Origin of the sequence: Nocardia sp. CC227C, from assembly GCF_030767025.1 — a bacterium.
Lineage (GTDB): Bacteria > Actinomycetota > Actinomycetes > Mycobacteriales > Mycobacteriaceae > Nocardia.
The window spans coordinates 470,160-486,108 of sequence record NZ_JASITE010000005.1 but is presented as its reverse complement, the minus strand read 5'-3'; the positions used below and the strand labels follow the sequence as shown (position 1 = coordinate 486,108).

Below are 15,949 nucleotides of genomic sequence, written 5' to 3'. Positions count from 1 at the left end.
TCAGGCCGCCTCGTCGCTCTCGACGAACCCCGGCACCCATTCGCGCACCAGCGCGAGGAACGGCCCCGTGGTGTCCAGTTGCGCGCAGATGCCCGCCACCCCGCCCAGCACCCGCCCGATCATCGGCATTTCGGGGAACTCCGGCGTCGCCTTGAAGGCCAGCGCGTTGTGGATCGACATATTGCGCACGTCCATGGAGCGCTGCGCCTGATCCTGGAGCACCTGCCGGGTCATGTGGAACTCCTCCTCGCGCAGCAGTACCACCAGCGGCCCCAGCGTGCGTTGCAGCGGTCCGATGTCGACGGTGGTGCCCTCCTTCACGAATCCGGAGCGGCGTACCACGTCGACCGCCTTGTCGAAGTCCTCCGCCAGCAGGTAGCGTGCGGTCTCGCCGATGAAAGGCGGTAGCCCGTTGGGTGTTTCGGTGCACGCGCCGAAGTCGATGATGCCCAGCCGCCCGTCCTCGAGCAGTCGGAAGTTGCCCGGATGCGGGTCGCAGTGCAGAATGCCGAACCGCTTCGGTGACGACACCGCCAACTCCCACAACAGGATTCCGGCCCGATCGCGCTGTTCCCGGTCGCCTCCGGCGATCACCTTGGACAGCGGCATCCCGTCCATCCACTCGGTGACCATGACCTTGGGTGCGGAGGCGATCACCTTGGGCACGAAGAACTTCGGGTCGTCCGGCCCCAGCGCCTTGGCGAACCGCCGCTGGTAGTCGCATTCGATGCGATAGTCGAGTTCGTCGTGGGTGCGGTCGATGAACTCGTCGACCAGTTCCTTCACATCCGCCCCGGGCAGGATGAGGTTGAACACCGACGAGAACATCTTCAGCAGCGCCAGATCCGCCTTCAGCGACTCCTCGGCGTGCGGGTACTGCACCTTCACCGCGACATCGCGCCCGTCCGACCACACCGCCCGGTGTACCTGCCCGATGCTGGCCGCCGCCACCGGTTTCGGATCGAAGGACCGGAAGCGGTCCCGCCACCGCGTGCCCAGTTGCTGGGTCAGCATGCGGTAGGTGTCCGACTCCGGCATGGGCGGCGCTTCGGCCTGGAGTTTGACCAGCGCCTCCCGGTAGCGGTCGGCGAACTGCGGCGGTACCGCGGCCTCCATGACCGACAGCGCCTGCCCGACCTTCATGGCTCCGCCCTTGAGTTCACCGAGTACCGTGAACACCTGGTCGGCGGCCTCGGCGATGAGCTTTTCGTCGAGTTCACCGCGCTGCGCCCCGGTGATGATCCGGGTGCCGAGAGCGGCGGCGCGTTTGGCCATGATGCTCATCGGCAGGGCCGCCAGTCTGGCCCCGCGTGCGATCCCCTTGCGTCTGGTTCCGGCCACAGTCACGTCCTCACACCCACACCCGATCGTCTTGGTCGCCACTGTCCCAGACGGGGTGGGCAGCGTCAAGGCGAGGGTTGTGTAGGGTTCACGTGCGTGTCGCCGGGGAGACCGGTTCGATCGACGCCCGATAATGTGGGGCAATCTTCCGGCGACCGTAGTTTTCGAGCTTTTTCCGCACCACCGCTTTCCCGCCCCGCCGCACTTGCGGGCAGGGCGTTATGGCCACTGACCAGGCGTGTTACGGAGAGTGAGCGACAGATGAGTTCTTATACGAGCGCGGACGGCTTCCCAGACGTGGTCGTCACGAGTCTCGCGGCCACCACGTCCATCGCGGGTGATATCGATTCCACCTGGAAGGGACTGCTGAGTGGCGAGAGTGGAATCGACGTTCTCGATGATTCGTTCATCGATGATTTCGAGTTGCCGGTGCGCATCGGCGGACATCTCGAGGTGTCTCCCGGTGCCGCACTGACCCCGGCCGAAGTGCGGCGACTGTCCTATGTCGAGCAGATGGCGACCGTACTCGGCCGCGAGGTCTGGCGAAACGCAGGCAATCCCGAGGTGGACACGCACCGCCTCGGCGTCTCCATCGGCACCGGCCTGGGCGGCGCGGAGTCGCTGATCGTGGCCCGCGACAAGCTGTCCAAGGGCGGCTACCGCAAGGTGTCCCCGCTGACCGTGCAGTGCGTCATGCCCAATGGCCCGGCCGCCTGCGTCGGCCTGGAGCTGGGCGCGAAGGCCGGTGTGACGACCCCGGTTTCGGCCTGTTCCTCGGGTTCGGAGGCGATCGCCAACGCCTGGCGCATGATCGTGATGGGCGATGCCGACATGGTGGTGACCGGTGGCGTCGAAGGTTCCATCCAGGCGCTGCCCATCGCGGCCTTCACCATGATGCGGGCCATGAGCACCCGCAACGACGATCCGAAGGCGGCCTCGCGCCCGTTCGACGCGGACCGTGACGGTTTCGTCTTCGGCGAGGCCGGTGCGCTCATGGTGCTCGAGACCGAGGAGCACGCCAAGGCGCGCGGTGCGACCATCCACGCCCGCCTCATGGGCGCCGGAATCACCTCGGACGGTTTCCATCTGGTCGCACCCGATCCGGAGGGCACCGGCGCGGCGCGGGCCATGACCCGGGCGCTGGAGACCGCGGGCATCACGAAAACCGATGTCACGCATATCAATGCGCACGCCACCGCCACCCCCATCGGTGATACCGCCGAGTGCAACGCCATCCACAAGGCGATCGGCAACCATGCTTCGGTGTACGCGCCGAAATCCGCTTTGGGGCATTCCATCGGTGCGGTGGGCGCGCTGGAATCGGTCATCACCGTGTTGAGCATTCGAGACGAGGTGGTCCCACCCACGCTGAATTTGGACAATTTGGACCCGGAAATCGATCTCGACGTCGTGAGCGGACAGGCTCGGCGGGGACGAATCGACTACGCGGTCAACAACTCTTTCGGATTCGGCGGGCACAACGTCGCGCTGGCATTCGGCCGGTACTGAGTGTCGCCGATCACCACACCTGCTACTGTTTCCCAGTTTTGGTGTGTCGATCTTTGTTCGGTGTCACTGCACGATGGAGTGCGTTGAAAAAGGATAGGGAATGATCGGCGAGACCTTCGATGACTATCTGGACGAGCACGGCAATATCGAGATCACGGGTGACTGGACCCTGATCGACGTCGTCGACAAGCACAGCGAGACGAATCAGGACGATCTCGCCTACCGCTATATCGACTATTCGCGAGAGCGCGACGGCGAGTACCACGAGCTCACCTGGCGGCAGTTCGGCGTCCGGCTGCGCGCCGTGGCGGCCCGGCTGCAACAGGTGACGCGGCCGGGCGACCGGGTGGCGATCCTGGCCCCGCAGGGCTTGGACTACATCGTCGGCATGTTCGCCGCGGTCTACGCCGGGACCATCGCCGTACCCCTGTTCGATCCGGACGAGCAGGGGCATTCGGATCGGCTGCACGCGGTGCTCGGCGACTGCGAGCCCACGGCCATCCTCACGGTCGGTTCGGCGGCGGCGGGCGTGCGGGAGCTGTTCCGTCACCGGCCCGCGCCGCAGCGGCCGCGCATCCTCGCCGTGGAGGCGATCCCGGACACCGTCGGCCGGACCTGGGTGCGACCGCAGCTCGATATCGACAGTGTCGCCTACCTGCAGTACACCTCCGGCTCCACCCGCACCCCGGCGGGCGTGGAGATCACCCACCGGGCGGTGGCGACCAACCTGCTGCAGATGATCGACGCCATCGGCATCACCGCGAACGCGCGCGGCGTCACCTGGCTGCCGCTGTTCCACGATATGGGCCTGTTGACGGTGATCCTGCCGACCATCGGCGGCAAGTTCATCACCATCATGTCGCCGAGCGCTTTCGTGCGTCGCCCGTACCGTTGGATCAAGGAGCTGGCGGCGCAGGAGGACGGGGCCGAGATCTTCGCGGCGGCACCGAATTTCGCCTACGAGCACGCCGCCCTGCGCGGACTGCCCAAGCCGGGCGAGGAGCTGGACCTGTCGAATGTGATCGGCCTGATCAACGGCAGCGAACCGGTGTCGGTGGCGTCGATGAAGAAGTTCAACGACGCCTTCGCGCCCTACGGCCTGCCCAGGACGGCCATCAAGCCCTGCTACGGCATGGCGGAGGCGACCCTGTTCGTCTCGGCCACCAAGCGCGAGGACGAGGCCCGCGTGGTCTACGTCGACCGCGGGGAGCTCAATGCCGGACGCATGACGCCGGTCGAGCCGGAATCCGACAGTGCCGTGGCCCAGGTTTCCTGCGGATACGTGGCGCTGTCGCAGTGGGCCGTGATCGTGGACCCGGAGAACGGCAAGGAGCGGCCGGACGGCGAGGTCGGCGAGATCTGGCTGCACGGCCAGAACATGGGCATCGGCTACTGGGGTCGTCCGGAGGAGTCGGTCGCGACCTTCCACAACACCCTGACCGCCCGCCAGCCCATGGGCAGCCACGCCGAGGGCACCGAGCCCGGCGCGAAGTGGATGCGCACCGGGGATTTCGGGGCCTATCTCGACGGCGAGCTCTACATCACCGGCCGGGTCAAGGATCTGGTGATCGTGGACGGCCGCAATCACTATCCGCAGGATCTGGAGTACACCGCACAGGAGGCCAGCACCGCGCTGCGTCCGGGCTTCGTCGCGGCCTTCTCGGTGGCGGCCGACCAACTGCCGCCCGAGGTCGAGTCCAGCCCCGGTGCGCCCGCGGAGGCGTTGGTGATCGTCGCCGAACGCGGCACGGGCGCGGCGAAATTGGATCCCCAGCCCATTGCCGAGACCGTGCGCGCCGCCATCGCCAAGCGGCACGGCGTGACGGTGCGCGACCTGCTGCTGGTGCCCGCGGGCTCGATTCCCCGCACCTCCAGCGGCAAGATCGCGCGGCGGGCCTGCAAGGCGGCGTACGTGGAAGGCACGCTGCGCGGGGGATATCAGCAGAAGGACTTCCCGGACCAGGCGGACTGAGCGCGGACCGCGATCGCGAGCACAGAGGGGCGCGGGCTCACCCGCGCCCCTCTGCTCGTGCCGCCGACGCGTTATTCCGGGCGCGTGGCACGGTAGTAGGTGACGCGCCCGATGCGGCGGGTGACGGTGGAGGCAACCTCCTCGGCGTCGAATCCGGCGGCGCGCAGCAGGCGGGGGATGCCGTCGCCGAGATTGTCGGTGACGTGGCCGCCCTTCAGCATGCGCCGGGTCATGAAACCGTCGGCCGTGGTCATTCGGCCGCCGACGTCCGCGATGTGCAGTCGCCCGCCCGGCCGCAGAATGCGCAGGGCCTCGGCCGCGGCGGCGGCCTTCACGTCGATGGGCAGGTGGTGCAGCATGAAGGCGGAGAGCATGTCGTCGATGCTGGCGTCGGCGAAGGGCAGCTCCTGGGCGTAGCCGTGGCGGAAGTCGATCCCACTGCGACCCTTGGCTTTTCGCTCGGCGCGGGCGAGCGCGAGCGGATCGGGGTCGGTGCCGGTGATCTCGATGCCCGGGTGGGTGTCCTTGGCGAGGATGGTGAGATTGCCGGTGCCGCATCCGATTTCGACGACCCGCGTGCCCGGTGTCAGTCCGGCCCGGGCCAGCAGGGTGCGGTGGACGGCGGGGACGCCGAGCGCCCGCGTCATCACGTCGTAGAACGGCAGCAGGCCATTGCGTCCGGCGGCGGGCAGATAGTCGTGCCGGTTGCCCGTCGCGTGGACGATATCGGAGCCGGTAGCGGGATTATTTTGCGTCATAGCTCCATGGTGAGGCCCTATTTCTCGGGTCAATTGGTGGATTATCGGCAGTAGTGGGACTATCTTTCGATAGATGCCCGAACATGCCCCGCCGGTCCGGTACGAGGCCGGGGTGCCCGTCTACCGCTACTGGTCGGACCCGGCCGCGCCACCGCTGTCGGTGGTCCGCTTCACCCCGTCGGCGCATCCCACCCCCGGACACGCGCACATCCACGAGTTCCCGGTGCTGCTCTACGCCCTCCGCGACGGCGGCACCCTGTGCGCCGACGGTCGGCGGTCCGAGGTGTGCGCGGGCGACATCTTCGTGGTCGCCCTGGGCGAGGTGGTCGAGGCCACCGATGCGTCCACCTTCACCGATGCTCGCGGCCTCTTCTTCGATCCGGCGGTTCTCGGCGGCGACGGCCGCGCACCCTGGCCCGCCTGGCGGGGACATCCGCTGCTCTACCCCTTCCTGCACGGCCGTCCCGGCGGCATGCTGCGCCTGCGCCTCCCGGTGGACCGGCGGCAGGTGTGGGAGCACACCATCACCGCCATCGAGGCGGAATTGTCCACGCGCCCGGCCGGTTACCGGCAGGCCGCCACCGCCCACCTGACCCTGCTGCTGGTGGAGGTGGCGCGGCTGGCCGCCGACGTGGTGGGCGAGTTGCGGCGCAGCGGTGAAACCGTGCTGGCCGAGGTCTTCGACGTCATCGAGGAGCGTTTCGGCGAGCCGCTGTCCCTGCGCGATGTGGCCCGCGCCGTCGGCATGACCCCCGCCTACCTCACCACCCTGGTGCGCCGCCGCACCGGCCGCACCGTGCAGGGCTGGATCACCGAACGCCGGATGAGCGAGGCCCGCCGCCTGTTGTCCGACCCGGACCTGTCCGTCACCGAGGTGGCGCGCCGGGTCGGCATCGCCGATCCCGGCTATTTCACCCGGGTGTTCCGCCGCGAGAACGGCATGCCGCCGCGGGTGTGGCGCGATCGGGTGGCCGCCGCCTGACGGTGCTTGTCGTTACGCTGAGGCGATGGGCACCGAAGAGACCCGGCGGGGCGTGCGGCTGACCAACCTGGACGTCGCGCTGTTCGACGGCGCGGACGCGACCAAGCGGGATCTGATCGACTACCTCGAGGCCATGGCGGACCGGCTGATCCGGCAACTGCACGATCGGCCGCTGTCGGTGGTCCGGGTGCGGCCGGGCCAGGACCCGTTCATGCAGAAGAACCTGCCCAAGTACACGCCGGACTTCGTCAACCGGGTGGCCCTGTGGGCCGACAGCGCCCACCGCGAGGTGACCTACGCGCTGTGCGACGACATCCGCACCCTGTTGTGGTTCGGCAACCAGCGGGCCGTGGAATACCACCCCACCCTGATCCCGGTGGACCACAGCCTGGGACAGACGCACCTGATCCTCGATCTGGATCCCCCGGCGGGCGAGGATTTCGCGGTGGTGGTGCGCGCCGCCGAACTCGTGCGCGCCGCCCTCGCCGCCGACGGGCTCGCGGGAGCCGTGAAGACCAGCGGTTCCAAGGGGGTGCACATCTTCGTGCCGATCGAGCCGGGCCTGCCCGTGGAGGACGCCGCCGCGGTCACCCGGGCCATCGCCGCTCGTGCCGAACGCCTGGACCCGGCGCTGGCCACCACCGCCTTCATTCGAGAAGACCGGGGCGGCAAGGTCTTCCTGGATTCCACGCGGGCGGCCGGCGCGACGGTCGTCTCCGCCTACAGCCCCCGCATCCGGCCGGGGACGACGGTGTCCTTCCCGGTGGACTGGGCCGACCTCGGCGACATCCATCCGCGCGACTTCACCATCCACACCGCACCGAAGACCCTCGGCGACCGCGACCCGTGGACCGAGAACATGCCCGCGCCGCAACGGGTTCCGGCCGATCTGCTGGAGGAGGGCCACACCATTCCGGTGGCGCGGGTGCAGGCCATGCACGAGGGCAAGCGCCGGGCCCGGGCGAAACGGGAGAGCTAGCGGCCGGTCAGAGCTGCCGCGCCGCCGTGTCCTCCGCCGCGGCCAGCAGTTCGGTGATCCGCGCGGCGGGCATCGGATGGTGGAAGTACCACCCCTGCGCCGTATCGCAGCCCAGCGCCCGCAGCTGGTCGGCCTGGTGCCGCGTCTCCACGCATTCGGCCGTCACCGTGTACCCCAGGTCGTGCGCGAGCGCGATGATCGTCTCCAGGATGCGCAGATCCGCCGCCTCCATGGCATCGGGGGTGCGCAGGTGCCGCACGAACGGTCCCGCCAGTTTGACCGTGTGCAGCGGCAGCCGCCCGAGATAGGCCAGATTCGAATAGCCGGTCCCGAAATCGTCGACGGCGATGCGCACCCCCGATTCGGCCAGGGTGCGCAGTGCGTGCAGCGGCCGCCCGGTGGTGGCCATGAAGGCGCGTTCGGTCAGTTCCAGTTGCAGCTGTTCGGGTTTCAGCCCGCTGTCCGCGACGGCCTGCTGCACCAGGTCCAGCCAGGCCGGATCGGAGACCTCGGTGGCCGAGACGTTCACGCTCACCAGCGGGGTGAGCGCGGGGTAGCGCTCGCTCCACGCCCGGCTGTCCGCGATGGCCAGATTCAGCACCAGCGACCCCAGCGCGCCGATGTGGCCGTTGTCCTCGGCCAGGTCCACGAAGCGGGCGGGCGGCAGGATGCCGAGTTCGGGATGCCGCCAGCGGGCCAGCGCCTCCACCGCCACCATGCCCCGCCCGTCCAGCGCCACGATGGGCTGGTAGTCGAGGAAGAACTCCCCGCGCGCCAGCGCGTCGGGCATGGCGGCGGTGAGTTCGACGCGGGTGTGTTCGCGGTGGCTGCGGGCGGCGTCGAAGATCTCGTAGCGGCCGCGCCCGGCGGCCTTGGCCCAGTACATGCTGGAGTCGGCCGAGCGCAGCAGTTCCTCTGCGGTGGTGTGCCCGGCGCGGTCCTCCATGACGCCGACGCTGGCGGTGACGGACAGCCGGTAGCCGTGCACGTGGAAGGGCCGGGAGAAGGCGGCGAGCACGCAGCGGGCCAGGCTCGCCACCTCGTCCGCACCGCCGCTGTGCGGCACCAGGATGACGAATTCGTCGCCGCCCATGCGGGCCACCAGCTGCCCGGGACCGGTGGCGCAGGCGGTGAGGCGGGTGGCGGCCTGGGCGAGCAGTTCGTCGCCCACCGCGTGGCCGAAGGTGTCGTTGACGGCCTTGAAATGGTCGAGGTCGACGTAGCACAGCCCGACGCGCGCGCTGGGGTCGGCGAAGACGGTGGTGAGGGCATCGAAGAAGCGGGTGCGGTTGGCCAGTCCGGTGAGCTGGTCGTGATTGGCGCGGTAGTGCAGCCGCTCGCGCAGCGCCCGCCGCTCGGAGATGTCCTCCACCAGGATGAGCGTGTACTGCGGCTCCCCGCGCTCGTCGCGGATGAGCGAGACGTTGATATTGGTCCAGACCCCGTGCCCGTCCTTGTGCGGATAGCACTTCTCCAGCTGCACATTGTCCAGATCGCCGCGCAGCACCCCCGAGTACAGCTTCCACATGCCGGGATCGTCGCTGGGATGGCCCAGATCGGTGACGGACAGCCGCAGCATCTCGGCGGGCGTGTAGCCGAGCATCTGCGCGAACGCGGTGTTGACCTCGATGATGCGGCCGGTCATATCGGAGAGCCCGGTGCCGATTCCGGCCTGCGCGAAGACCGCCCGGAAGCGGGCCTCGCTCTCGCGTAATCGTTGTTCGACGAGGCGGCGCGCGGTGATGTCGGCGACGCGCACGCTCTCCTGTTCGGCGAGCAGCCAGGCGCGGAAGGCGCGCACGTAGCCGGTGGTGAAGGCGGCCAGCAGCATGGCCACCCGGTCGGCGGGGACGTCGTCGGCGATCTCGGCGAAGTACTCCTCGAGCACGGCGACGCTGCGGCCGAGTACCTCGTCGCCGACGAAATGCGCCCGCGCCAGCTCCGCACCCAGTTCCGCGATCCGCCGATCCGCCGCCGGATCCTGCGCGGCGGCGTCGAGTTCGCGGGCGAACCGGGTGAGCAGGGTCCGGGTCTCGGCGCGACTCATCGGCACCACGTGATCGCGTGTGCCACGGGTGAGTGCGGCGACCCACTGCTCGACGAGGTCGGCGTGTGGGCCACCCGAGTACCGCTCACCCCCGGCTTCCCACGCCATGGGGATCGATCGTAGTCCTACCGCCGTACGGCGGCGAACCACCTCCCGCTGGGATACCATTGCGGCGCTTGATTGTTCGTGGCGAATCACAACCGTTCCGGGTGAATGGTGTGAGCGAGGCGAACAATGTGTTTACTTTCTCGCTGTCAGAAGGGTTCGCGATGACCAGGCCGAGTTGGGCTCCCGAGGGGATTGATCTGGATCGTCCCAGTGCCTCCCGCGTATACGACTACTTCGTCGGCGGCATGCACAATTTCGAGATCGATCGCGAATTGGCCCGCCAGATCGAGGCATTTACCCCGAATATCGCCGAAACCATGCGCGCGAACCGGGATCTGCTGCGCCGCCTGGTGCGTTTCCTGGTGGACGAGGGCATCACCCAATTCCTGGATCTGGGGTCGGGCATTCCGACCGTCGGAAATGTGCACGAGGTCGCCCAGGCCCGAAATCCCGAGGCGCGCGTGGTGTACGTGGATATCGATCCGGTGGCGGTCGCGCACAGTATCGCCATTCTGGACGGCAATCCGAAGGCCGGAATCATCCAGGCCGACGTCGCCGATCCGGAGCGGATCCTGACCGATCCGGTGGTCGGCGAACTCATCGACTTCTCGAAACCGGTGGCGGTGCTGCTGCTCGGCGTGCTGCATTTCGTCCCGGACGAAGTGGATCCCGCCGGTGCCGTCGCGCGCCTGCTGAAGCCGTGTGTCCCCGGCAGCTATGTGGCCATCACCCACGCCACCGCCGACGGGCAGCCGGCGGAGGTGCTGGAGGGGCAGAAGCTGTCCGGTCGCACCTCCACCGAGATCTCGCTGCGCACCCGCGACGAGATCGTCACCTACTTCGGCGACTGGACGCAGCTCGAGCCCGGGCTGGTGCACCTGCCGCTGTGGCGGCCGGAGAATCCGGCCGATGTCGGTGCGGAGCCGTGGCGCTCGGGCGCCTACGGCGGCGTCGCCCGCAAGGACGGCTGAGCCGAGTTCGCCGCGCCGTCCGTTCGCCGGGGCCGGGTGGTCCACAGGCGGACGGCGCGCGTGGTGATGACGGTGACCCCGGCGACCACCGAGACGGCCAGGAAGACCAGCACGGCCGGGAACACGTAGAGCACGTGCTGGAAGCCGCCCACCCGTCCGGCGAAGACGAAACTGCCCAGTCCGGGCAGGAATGCCAGCACGGGCACGGCCGTCAGATACGGCAGCTGCCGCAGCGCGACGAGCCAGCCCGGCAGCGACATCTCGCGCTGCCGGTGCGCCCAGCGCCGCGAGCGCACCACCGCGATACCCGCGATCACCGCCACGGCGGCGGTGGCCGCCGCGAGCCCCCAGTCCGCGTAGATCCCGGCTGGCCGCCGCACCGTCGGCTGGTCGCCCCGGGTGATGTCGACCAGTCCGTCGGCGATGATCGACGGATCCGACTCCAGCGCCATTCCCATATCGGCCAGCACCACGATGCCGTACCCGGTCCTGGGCAGCAGCACCTGCTCGGCGGTGTAGGTGAACCAGGATCCGGTGTGGTGCAGCCGTCCGGGGTCGGATTCGTCCACCTGCCAGCCCATGGCGTAGTCGGAGCCGGTCGGCGGGGCGTGCATGAGTTCGACGGCGGCGGGGGAGACCAGTTCCTGTCCACCGGCCCCGCGGCCGCCGTTGTTCTGCATGATGAGCCACTGCGCCAGATTCGACGCGGTGGTGACGATGCCGTGGCTGCCGCCAACGAACCAGTCGATCTCGGGGACCGGAATCGCCATCCCGTACAGGCGGATATGGCCGCGCGGCAGGTCCGCGTCCCGCGGTCGGCTCACGGTGGTGCTCTCGTCCATGCCCAGCGGCCCGAAGATCCGCTCGCGCAGATAGTCCGCGTACGGCTGGCCGCTCACCAGCTCCACGAGTCGGGCCGCGACCTGGTAGTTCGGATTGTGATAGTGGTAGTCCGTGCCGGGTTCGTCGGCCAGCCCCGCCCCGTGCAGCCGATCGACCGCCTCGGCGAGCGAATGCGCCTGGGGTCGTTTGAGGTCCGGGAAGGCACGGTCGGACATGCCGGAGGTCTGGTTCAGCAGCTGCCGCACCGTGATCGTCTCGGCGCGTCGGTCGGCCATGCCGAATTCGGGCAGATACTGCCGCACGGGTGCGTCCAGGTCCACCCGGCCCGCCTCGACGAGCTGCATAACGGCCAGTGCCGCAAACGATTTGCTCAGCGAGGCCACCGGCATGGGGGTGTCCGCGGTGATGGCCGCGCCGGTGGAGTCGCGGCCGTAGCCCGCCACGTGCACCACCCGGTCGCCGTGCGTGACGGCCACCGCGGCGCCCGGCAATCCGGTGCGCGCCAGATAGTCTGCCAGGAACCGGTCGATCTCGGCCGGATCGACCTCCCCGGTCTGTGCCGACGCCACCGCGACCGACGGCGGCAGGGCCGGCAGCAGCAGCATCGCGATCACGGCGAGAACCGCCGAACCCGAGATCCGCACCGTGTCCGCGAGTTTCCGCATACCTTCTCCCGATCTCAGCACAGCGCTGGGATCACCTCGCGCTCGAACAACTCCATTCCGGAGCTGTCGTAGGCAGCCTCCGGGAAATTGAGAATGGCATATCCGAGGCCGAGTTCGCGTAGGCGGGACATATTTTCGACGACCTGCTCCGGGGTGCCGACGGCGGCGGTGCCCCGCAACCAATCGCTGACCTGCTGCTGCGCGTTGTCTGCCCCCACAAATGGGGTCAGGCGCGCGGCGAGCGCCGCCAGCCGGTCCTCCACTTCCGCCTCGGTCGCGCCGATGGCCACATTGAAATTCGAGGAGCGGGTGATGGCGTCGAAATCGGTGCCGACCTCAGCGCAGTGGCCGCGCAGCAGTTCGGACTTGCGTGCGAATTGCTCCGGCTCGCCCGCGAAATTGGTGTACCGCGCGTACCGGGCGGCGATGCGCAGCGTCACCTTTTCCCCGCCGCCCGCGATCCACAGCGGAATACCGCCCTCCTGGATCGGCAGCGGCCGCACGATCGCGCCGTTCACCTGGTAGTACTTGCCGTCCAGGGTGGCCGCGCCGCTGCTCCACGCTTGCCGGAAGATCTCCACGCCCTCGCGCAGGCGGCCCAGCCGCTCACCGGCGGGCGGGAATCCGTACCCGTAGGCGCGCCATTCGTGTTCGTACCAGCCCGCGCCGATCCCCATCTCGACCCGGCCCGCCGACACGTGGTCGACGGTGGCCGCGACCTTGGCCAGGTGGGCCGGATTGCGGTAGGCCATGGCGGTGCACATCTGGCCCAGGCGCACCCGCTCGGTGCTCGCGGCGAAGGCCGACATCAGCGTCCACGCCTCGTGCGTGGCCTCCTCGGTGGGCACCGGCACGGTGTGGAAATGGTCGTAGACCCAGATCGACTCCCAATCCGGGTTGGCGTCCGCGCGCCGCGCGAGGTCGCGCATGACCGGCCACTGCTCGGCCGGGTCGATTCCGACCAGGTCGAGCCGCCAGCCCTGCGGGACGAAGATGCCGAAGCGCACGGGAATCTCCTTCGTGTGTGATCAGCTGTCGTTCCAGTCTGCCGTTCCGACGCTACAAGGCCGGAACTCCGATCTCCGTCGCATAAAACCCGCCATCGGTTTGCTGAGATTTGCCAGCGAGGTGGTTCGATGAGGAATCGTGGAGCCTCGCACCGATCTCGCCGCCGCTGTCGACGCCCTGATGCCCGAGCTGAAAGACAAGCTCGAGCGGCTGATATCAATCCCTTCCATCGCCTTCCCCGACTACCCCCGGGAGAATGTGCTGCGCGCCCACGACTTCGTTGCCGAAGAATTGCGAGCTGCCGGAATCGGTGATATTCGGGTCCTCGAGCTGCCCCGCACCTTCCCGGTCGTGTACGGCCGCATCCCCGCTCCCGAGGGCGCGCCGACCGTGCTGCTGTACGCCCACTACGACGTCCAGCCGCCGGGTGACGCCGAACTCTGGACACCCCGCCGTTCACGCCGACCGAGCGCGACGGCGCGATCTACGGGCGCGGCGCGGCCGACTGCAAGGCCAATGTGATCGCGCATATCGCCGCGCTGCGCGCCCACGGCGGCACCCCGCCGGTGGGCGTGATCGTGGTGATCGAGGGCCAGGAGGAGTACGGCTCCGACTTCGACGACTATCCGGCCGCGCATCCCGAGCTGTTCCAGGCCGACGCCATGCTCATCTGCGACGCGGGCAATCTGCGGGCGGGCACGCCGACGCTGGTGACCGCGCTGCGCGGGGTGGCCGATGTCTTCGTGGAGGTGCGGACGCTGGACGCGCCCGTGCACTCGGGCCAGTTCGGCGGTGCCGCACCGGATGCCCTGCTGGCGCTCATGGCCGGACTGGCGACCCTGCACGACGCCGACGGCAATGTGGCGGTGCCGGGGCTGCGGCGCGACACCTGGACCGGAGCCGACTACACCGCGGCCGAATTCGCCGAGATCACCGGAATGCGGCCGGGCATGCCGCTGCTCGGCACCGGACCCATCGGGGAGCGCGTCTGGTACGGCCCGGCGATCACCGTGATCGGACTCGACGCCCCGGCCGTGGAGACCGCCGCGTCGGCGGTGGTGCCCTACGCCCGCGCCTACCTGAACGTTCGCGTGCATCCGGAGCAGGACCCGGCCGAGGGACAGCGCGCGGTGATCGAGCATCTGCGCCGGGCCCGGCCCTTCGGCATCCCGCTGACGGTCAGCGGCGGCGACGTGGGCGCCGGTTTCGCCGCCGGAACCGACGGCCCCGCCTACACCGCCATGCGCGCGGCCATGGCGAAGGCATGGGGGACCGACGCCGTGGATTCCGCCATGGGCGGTTCGATTCCGCTCACCAACTCCATGGCCGCGGCCGCACCGCATGCCGAGGTGCTCATGCTCGGCGTCGAGGACGCCAACTGCGATATGCACGGCTACAACGAGCGGGTGCTGCTCAGCGAACTGCGCAAGGTGGCGGTGGCGGAGGCCGAGTTCTTCCAGCTGTTCGCCCGCACCTACGCGGAGCGGACCGGCCGATGAGCGACACCACCGCCGACCCGGCTGCCCCCGAGCGCCACCGCAAGTGGACGTTCCCCTCCACCTACACCATTCTCGCGGGCGTCACGGTCCTGGTGTGGTCGGCGGCCTTCGTGATTCCACCCGGGACCTACGACCACGACGACAACGGCCGCCCCGTCGCCGGGACCTATCACCGCCTCGACGAGTCGCAGAGCTTCGGCGACCGGCTCCGGGATCTGTTCCTGGCCCCCATCAACGGCCTCTACTGCGTGCAGGACGACACGACCGGGCAGGTCGGCCCCGATATGTCGGGTGCGCTCTACGGTGCGGCGGCGGTGTTCCTGTTCGTGCTGGCGGTCGGGGCCTTCATCACCGTCGCTTTCGGCACCGGCGCGCTCGACGCCGGTATCGGCCGACTGGCCTACGCCCTGCGGCGGCGTTCCTTCCTGCTGATCGTCGGCATCATGGTGGTCTTCGCCCATCTGGTCACCCCCACCACCGCGGTGGTAACCGGCGGCATCGCCCTGGCCAAGGTCCGCTACGACCGCTACGTACGGTTCGTCGCCCCGCTCATGGGCATCCTGCTCGTACTCATCTGCGCGTTCCTGGCGGTAGGGGCCTGGATCGGCTGAGGGGCTATCGGTCACCGGAGCACCGCCGAGCGAGCCGACATCGCTCCGGATCGCAATCCCGGTGCAGCGCGCGCACCGTCGATTCCTCGAAGGTCCGGATCGTGGCCGGGTCCAGGTCGCAGTCCGCCAATTCGATCGTGCGCGGGGCCTCGTACGTCATACCCATACCCCTGTCACCTGCGATGCTTTCCGGCCCGGCGGTGCCTGCCTCGCTCCACGGGCATCAGCACCCGATTGCGGTGCAGCCGCCCGCAATGGATGAGGATGGCCCGCGCCGCGGCCTTGGCGGCGCACACGGTGACCGGGTGCTCCCGGTGTAGATCCCAGACCAGAACGGTGTCCTGCTCGGTCCAGCGATCCGCGTCGGGTGCCGTGCAGTCGTCGAACGACGTCGGGTTGTCCTTGGCTACCAACATCATCGGCCTCTGAGTGGTGTGGGGTGATGGGGCCCCTGATGGCCGGTACTTCGCGCGCTGCCCGAGCCGTCGAACTGCGTGGGGCACACTCAGCGATCCGAATTGTGTTGCGGCTCGGTGATCTTCGGCTGTTCCCGGCCATCCGGGGTGAACCCAGTAGACACCTGACGACCGGGATTTGGAACTTCCGCCTTGTGCGAAACATGGCGGGGATGCCAAACTTTCAGAACGGCTACACCC

Annotated in this window: 14 protein-coding genes; 8 read left to right on the top strand and 6 right to left on the bottom strand. The window is 68.9% G+C overall.

The window, feature by feature from the left end:
* Entirely contained in the window at positions 1-1,341 is a 1,341-nt protein-coding gene (locus QMO76_RS13305; RefSeq protein WP_306361555.1) for an AarF/ABC1/UbiB kinase family protein, read from the bottom strand.
* Between the two features lie 261 nt (positions 1,342-1,602).
* Here QMO76_RS13305 and QMO76_RS13300 point away from each other — a divergent pair, with 261 nt between their 5' ends.
* Together QMO76_RS13300 and fadD32 are read left to right on the top strand one after the other, a co-directional pair.
* Positions 1,603-2,850, top strand: a complete 1,248-nt coding sequence (locus tag QMO76_RS13300) for a KasA/KasB family beta-ketoacyl-ACP synthase (RefSeq protein WP_306361554.1) — start codon at positions 1,603-1,605, stop codon at positions 2,848-2,850.
* A gap of 100 nt (positions 2,851-2,950) precedes the next feature.
* Complete coding sequence (gene fadD32, locus QMO76_RS13295) at positions 2,951-4,822, top strand: long-chain-fatty-acid--AMP ligase FadD32 (RefSeq protein ID WP_372341960.1); 1,872 nt, start codon at positions 2,951-2,953, stop codon at positions 4,820-4,822.
* A 71-nt stretch (positions 4,823-4,893) separates the two neighbouring features.
* Here the strand turns inward: fadD32 and QMO76_RS13290 are convergent, their stop codons facing one another.
* Positions 4,894-5,580, bottom strand: a complete 687-nt coding sequence (locus tag QMO76_RS13290) for a class I SAM-dependent methyltransferase (RefSeq protein ID WP_306361553.1) — start codon at positions 5,578-5,580, stop codon at positions 4,894-4,896.
* A gap of 73 nt (positions 5,581-5,653) precedes the next feature.
* On the opposite strand from QMO76_RS13290, the gene QMO76_RS13285 reads away from it, so the two are divergent.
* The gene (locus QMO76_RS13285) at positions 5,654-6,562 is read left to right on the top strand and encodes an AraC family transcriptional regulator (protein ID WP_306361552.1); all 909 of its coding nucleotides are present in this window, start codon (positions 5,654-5,656) and stop codon (positions 6,560-6,562) included.
* A 25-nt stretch (positions 6,563-6,587) separates the two neighbouring features.
* Complete coding sequence (locus QMO76_RS13280) at positions 6,588-7,541, top strand: DNA polymerase domain-containing protein (RefSeq protein WP_306361551.1); 954 nt, start codon at positions 6,588-6,590, stop codon at positions 7,539-7,541.
* 7 nt (positions 7,542-7,548) lie between these two features.
* Here the strand turns inward: QMO76_RS13280 and QMO76_RS13275 are convergent, their stop codons facing one another.
* Complete coding sequence (locus QMO76_RS13275) at positions 7,549-9,696, bottom strand: bifunctional diguanylate cyclase/phosphodiesterase (protein ID WP_306361550.1); 2,148 nt, start codon at positions 9,694-9,696, stop codon at positions 7,549-7,551.
* 161 nt (positions 9,697-9,857) lie between these two features.
* Between QMO76_RS13275 and QMO76_RS13270 the strand changes: the two genes are divergently transcribed.
* Positions 9,858-10,667, top strand: coding sequence for an SAM-dependent methyltransferase (locus QMO76_RS13270; protein WP_306361549.1), 810 nt, complete (start codon positions 9,858-9,860; stop codon positions 10,665-10,667).
* Here QMO76_RS13270 and QMO76_RS13265 read toward each other — a convergent pair.
* Entirely contained in the window at positions 10,637-12,175 is a 1,539-nt protein-coding gene (locus QMO76_RS13265; RefSeq protein ID WP_306361548.1) for a serine hydrolase, read from the bottom strand. The genes QMO76_RS13270 and QMO76_RS13265 overlap by 31 nt on opposite strands.
* 14 nt (positions 12,176-12,189) lie before the next feature.
* A complete protein-coding gene (locus tag QMO76_RS13260) occupies positions 12,190-13,182 on the bottom strand; it encodes an LLM class F420-dependent oxidoreductase (protein WP_306361547.1) in 993 nt (330 codons plus the stop codon).
* Positions 13,183-13,321: 139 nt separating this feature from the next.
* On the opposite strand from QMO76_RS13260, the gene QMO76_RS13255 reads away from it, so the two are divergent.
* From QMO76_RS13255 to QMO76_RS13245, 3 genes are read left to right on the top strand one after another with little or no spacing between them, the layout of a single operon-like run.
* Positions 13,322-13,705 (top strand): hypothetical protein, encoded by a 384-nt coding sequence (locus QMO76_RS13255; protein WP_306361546.1) that lies wholly within the window; start codon positions 13,322-13,324, stop codon positions 13,703-13,705.
* Positions 13,624-14,682, top strand: a complete 1,059-nt coding sequence (locus QMO76_RS13250; protein WP_306361606.1) for a M20/M25/M40 family metallo-hydrolase — start codon at positions 13,624-13,626, stop codon at positions 14,680-14,682. Before QMO76_RS13255 ends, QMO76_RS13250 begins: the two co-directional genes overlap by 82 nt.
* Positions 14,679-15,293 carry a hypothetical protein gene (locus tag QMO76_RS13245; protein ID WP_306361545.1) on the top strand — a complete coding sequence of 205 codons (615 nt, stop codon included), beginning with the start codon at positions 14,679-14,681 and terminating at the stop codon, positions 15,291-15,293. Before QMO76_RS13250 ends, QMO76_RS13245 begins: the two co-directional genes overlap by 4 nt.
* Positions 15,294-15,466: 173 nt before the next feature.
* Here QMO76_RS13245 and QMO76_RS13240 read toward each other — a convergent pair whose 3' ends face one another.
* The gene (locus QMO76_RS13240) at positions 15,467-15,712 is read right to left on the bottom strand and encodes a hypothetical protein (RefSeq protein WP_306361544.1); all 246 of its coding nucleotides are present in this window, start codon (positions 15,710-15,712) and stop codon (positions 15,467-15,469) included.
* Positions 15,713-15,949 lie beyond the last annotated feature (237 nt).

Coding starts and splice junctions, on each gene's coding strand:
- QMO76_RS13300 (WP_306361554.1), top strand. CDS start 1,603: ATGAGTTCTTATACGAGCGCGGACGGCTTCCCAGACGTGGTCGTCACG.
- fadD32 (WP_372341960.1), top strand. CDS start 2,951: ATGATCGGCGAGACCTTCGATGACTATCTGGACGAGCACGGCAATATC.
- QMO76_RS13290 (WP_306361553.1), bottom strand. CDS start 5,580: ATGACGCAAAATAATCCCGCTACCGGCTCCGATATCGTCCACGCGACG.
- QMO76_RS13285 (WP_306361552.1), top strand. CDS start 5,654: ATGCCCGAACATGCCCCGCCGGTCCGGTACGAGGCCGGGGTGCCCGTC.
- QMO76_RS13280 (WP_306361551.1), top strand. CDS start 6,588: ATGGGCACCGAAGAGACCCGGCGGGGCGTGCGGCTGACCAACCTGGAC.
- QMO76_RS13275 (WP_306361550.1), bottom strand. CDS start 9,696: ATGGCGTGGGAAGCCGGGGGTGAGCGGTACTCGGGTGGCCCACACGCC.
- QMO76_RS13270 (WP_306361549.1), top strand. CDS start 9,858: ATGACCAGGCCGAGTTGGGCTCCCGAGGGGATTGATCTGGATCGTCCC.
- QMO76_RS13265 (WP_306361548.1), bottom strand. CDS start 12,175: ATGCGGAAACTCGCGGACACGGTGCGGATCTCGGGTTCGGCGGTTCTC.
- QMO76_RS13245 (WP_306361545.1), top strand. CDS start 14,679: ATGAGCGACACCACCGCCGACCCGGCTGCCCCCGAGCGCCACCGCAAG.
- QMO76_RS13240 (WP_306361544.1), bottom strand. CDS start 15,712: ATGATGTTGGTAGCCAAGGACAACCCGACGTCGTTCGACGACTGCACG.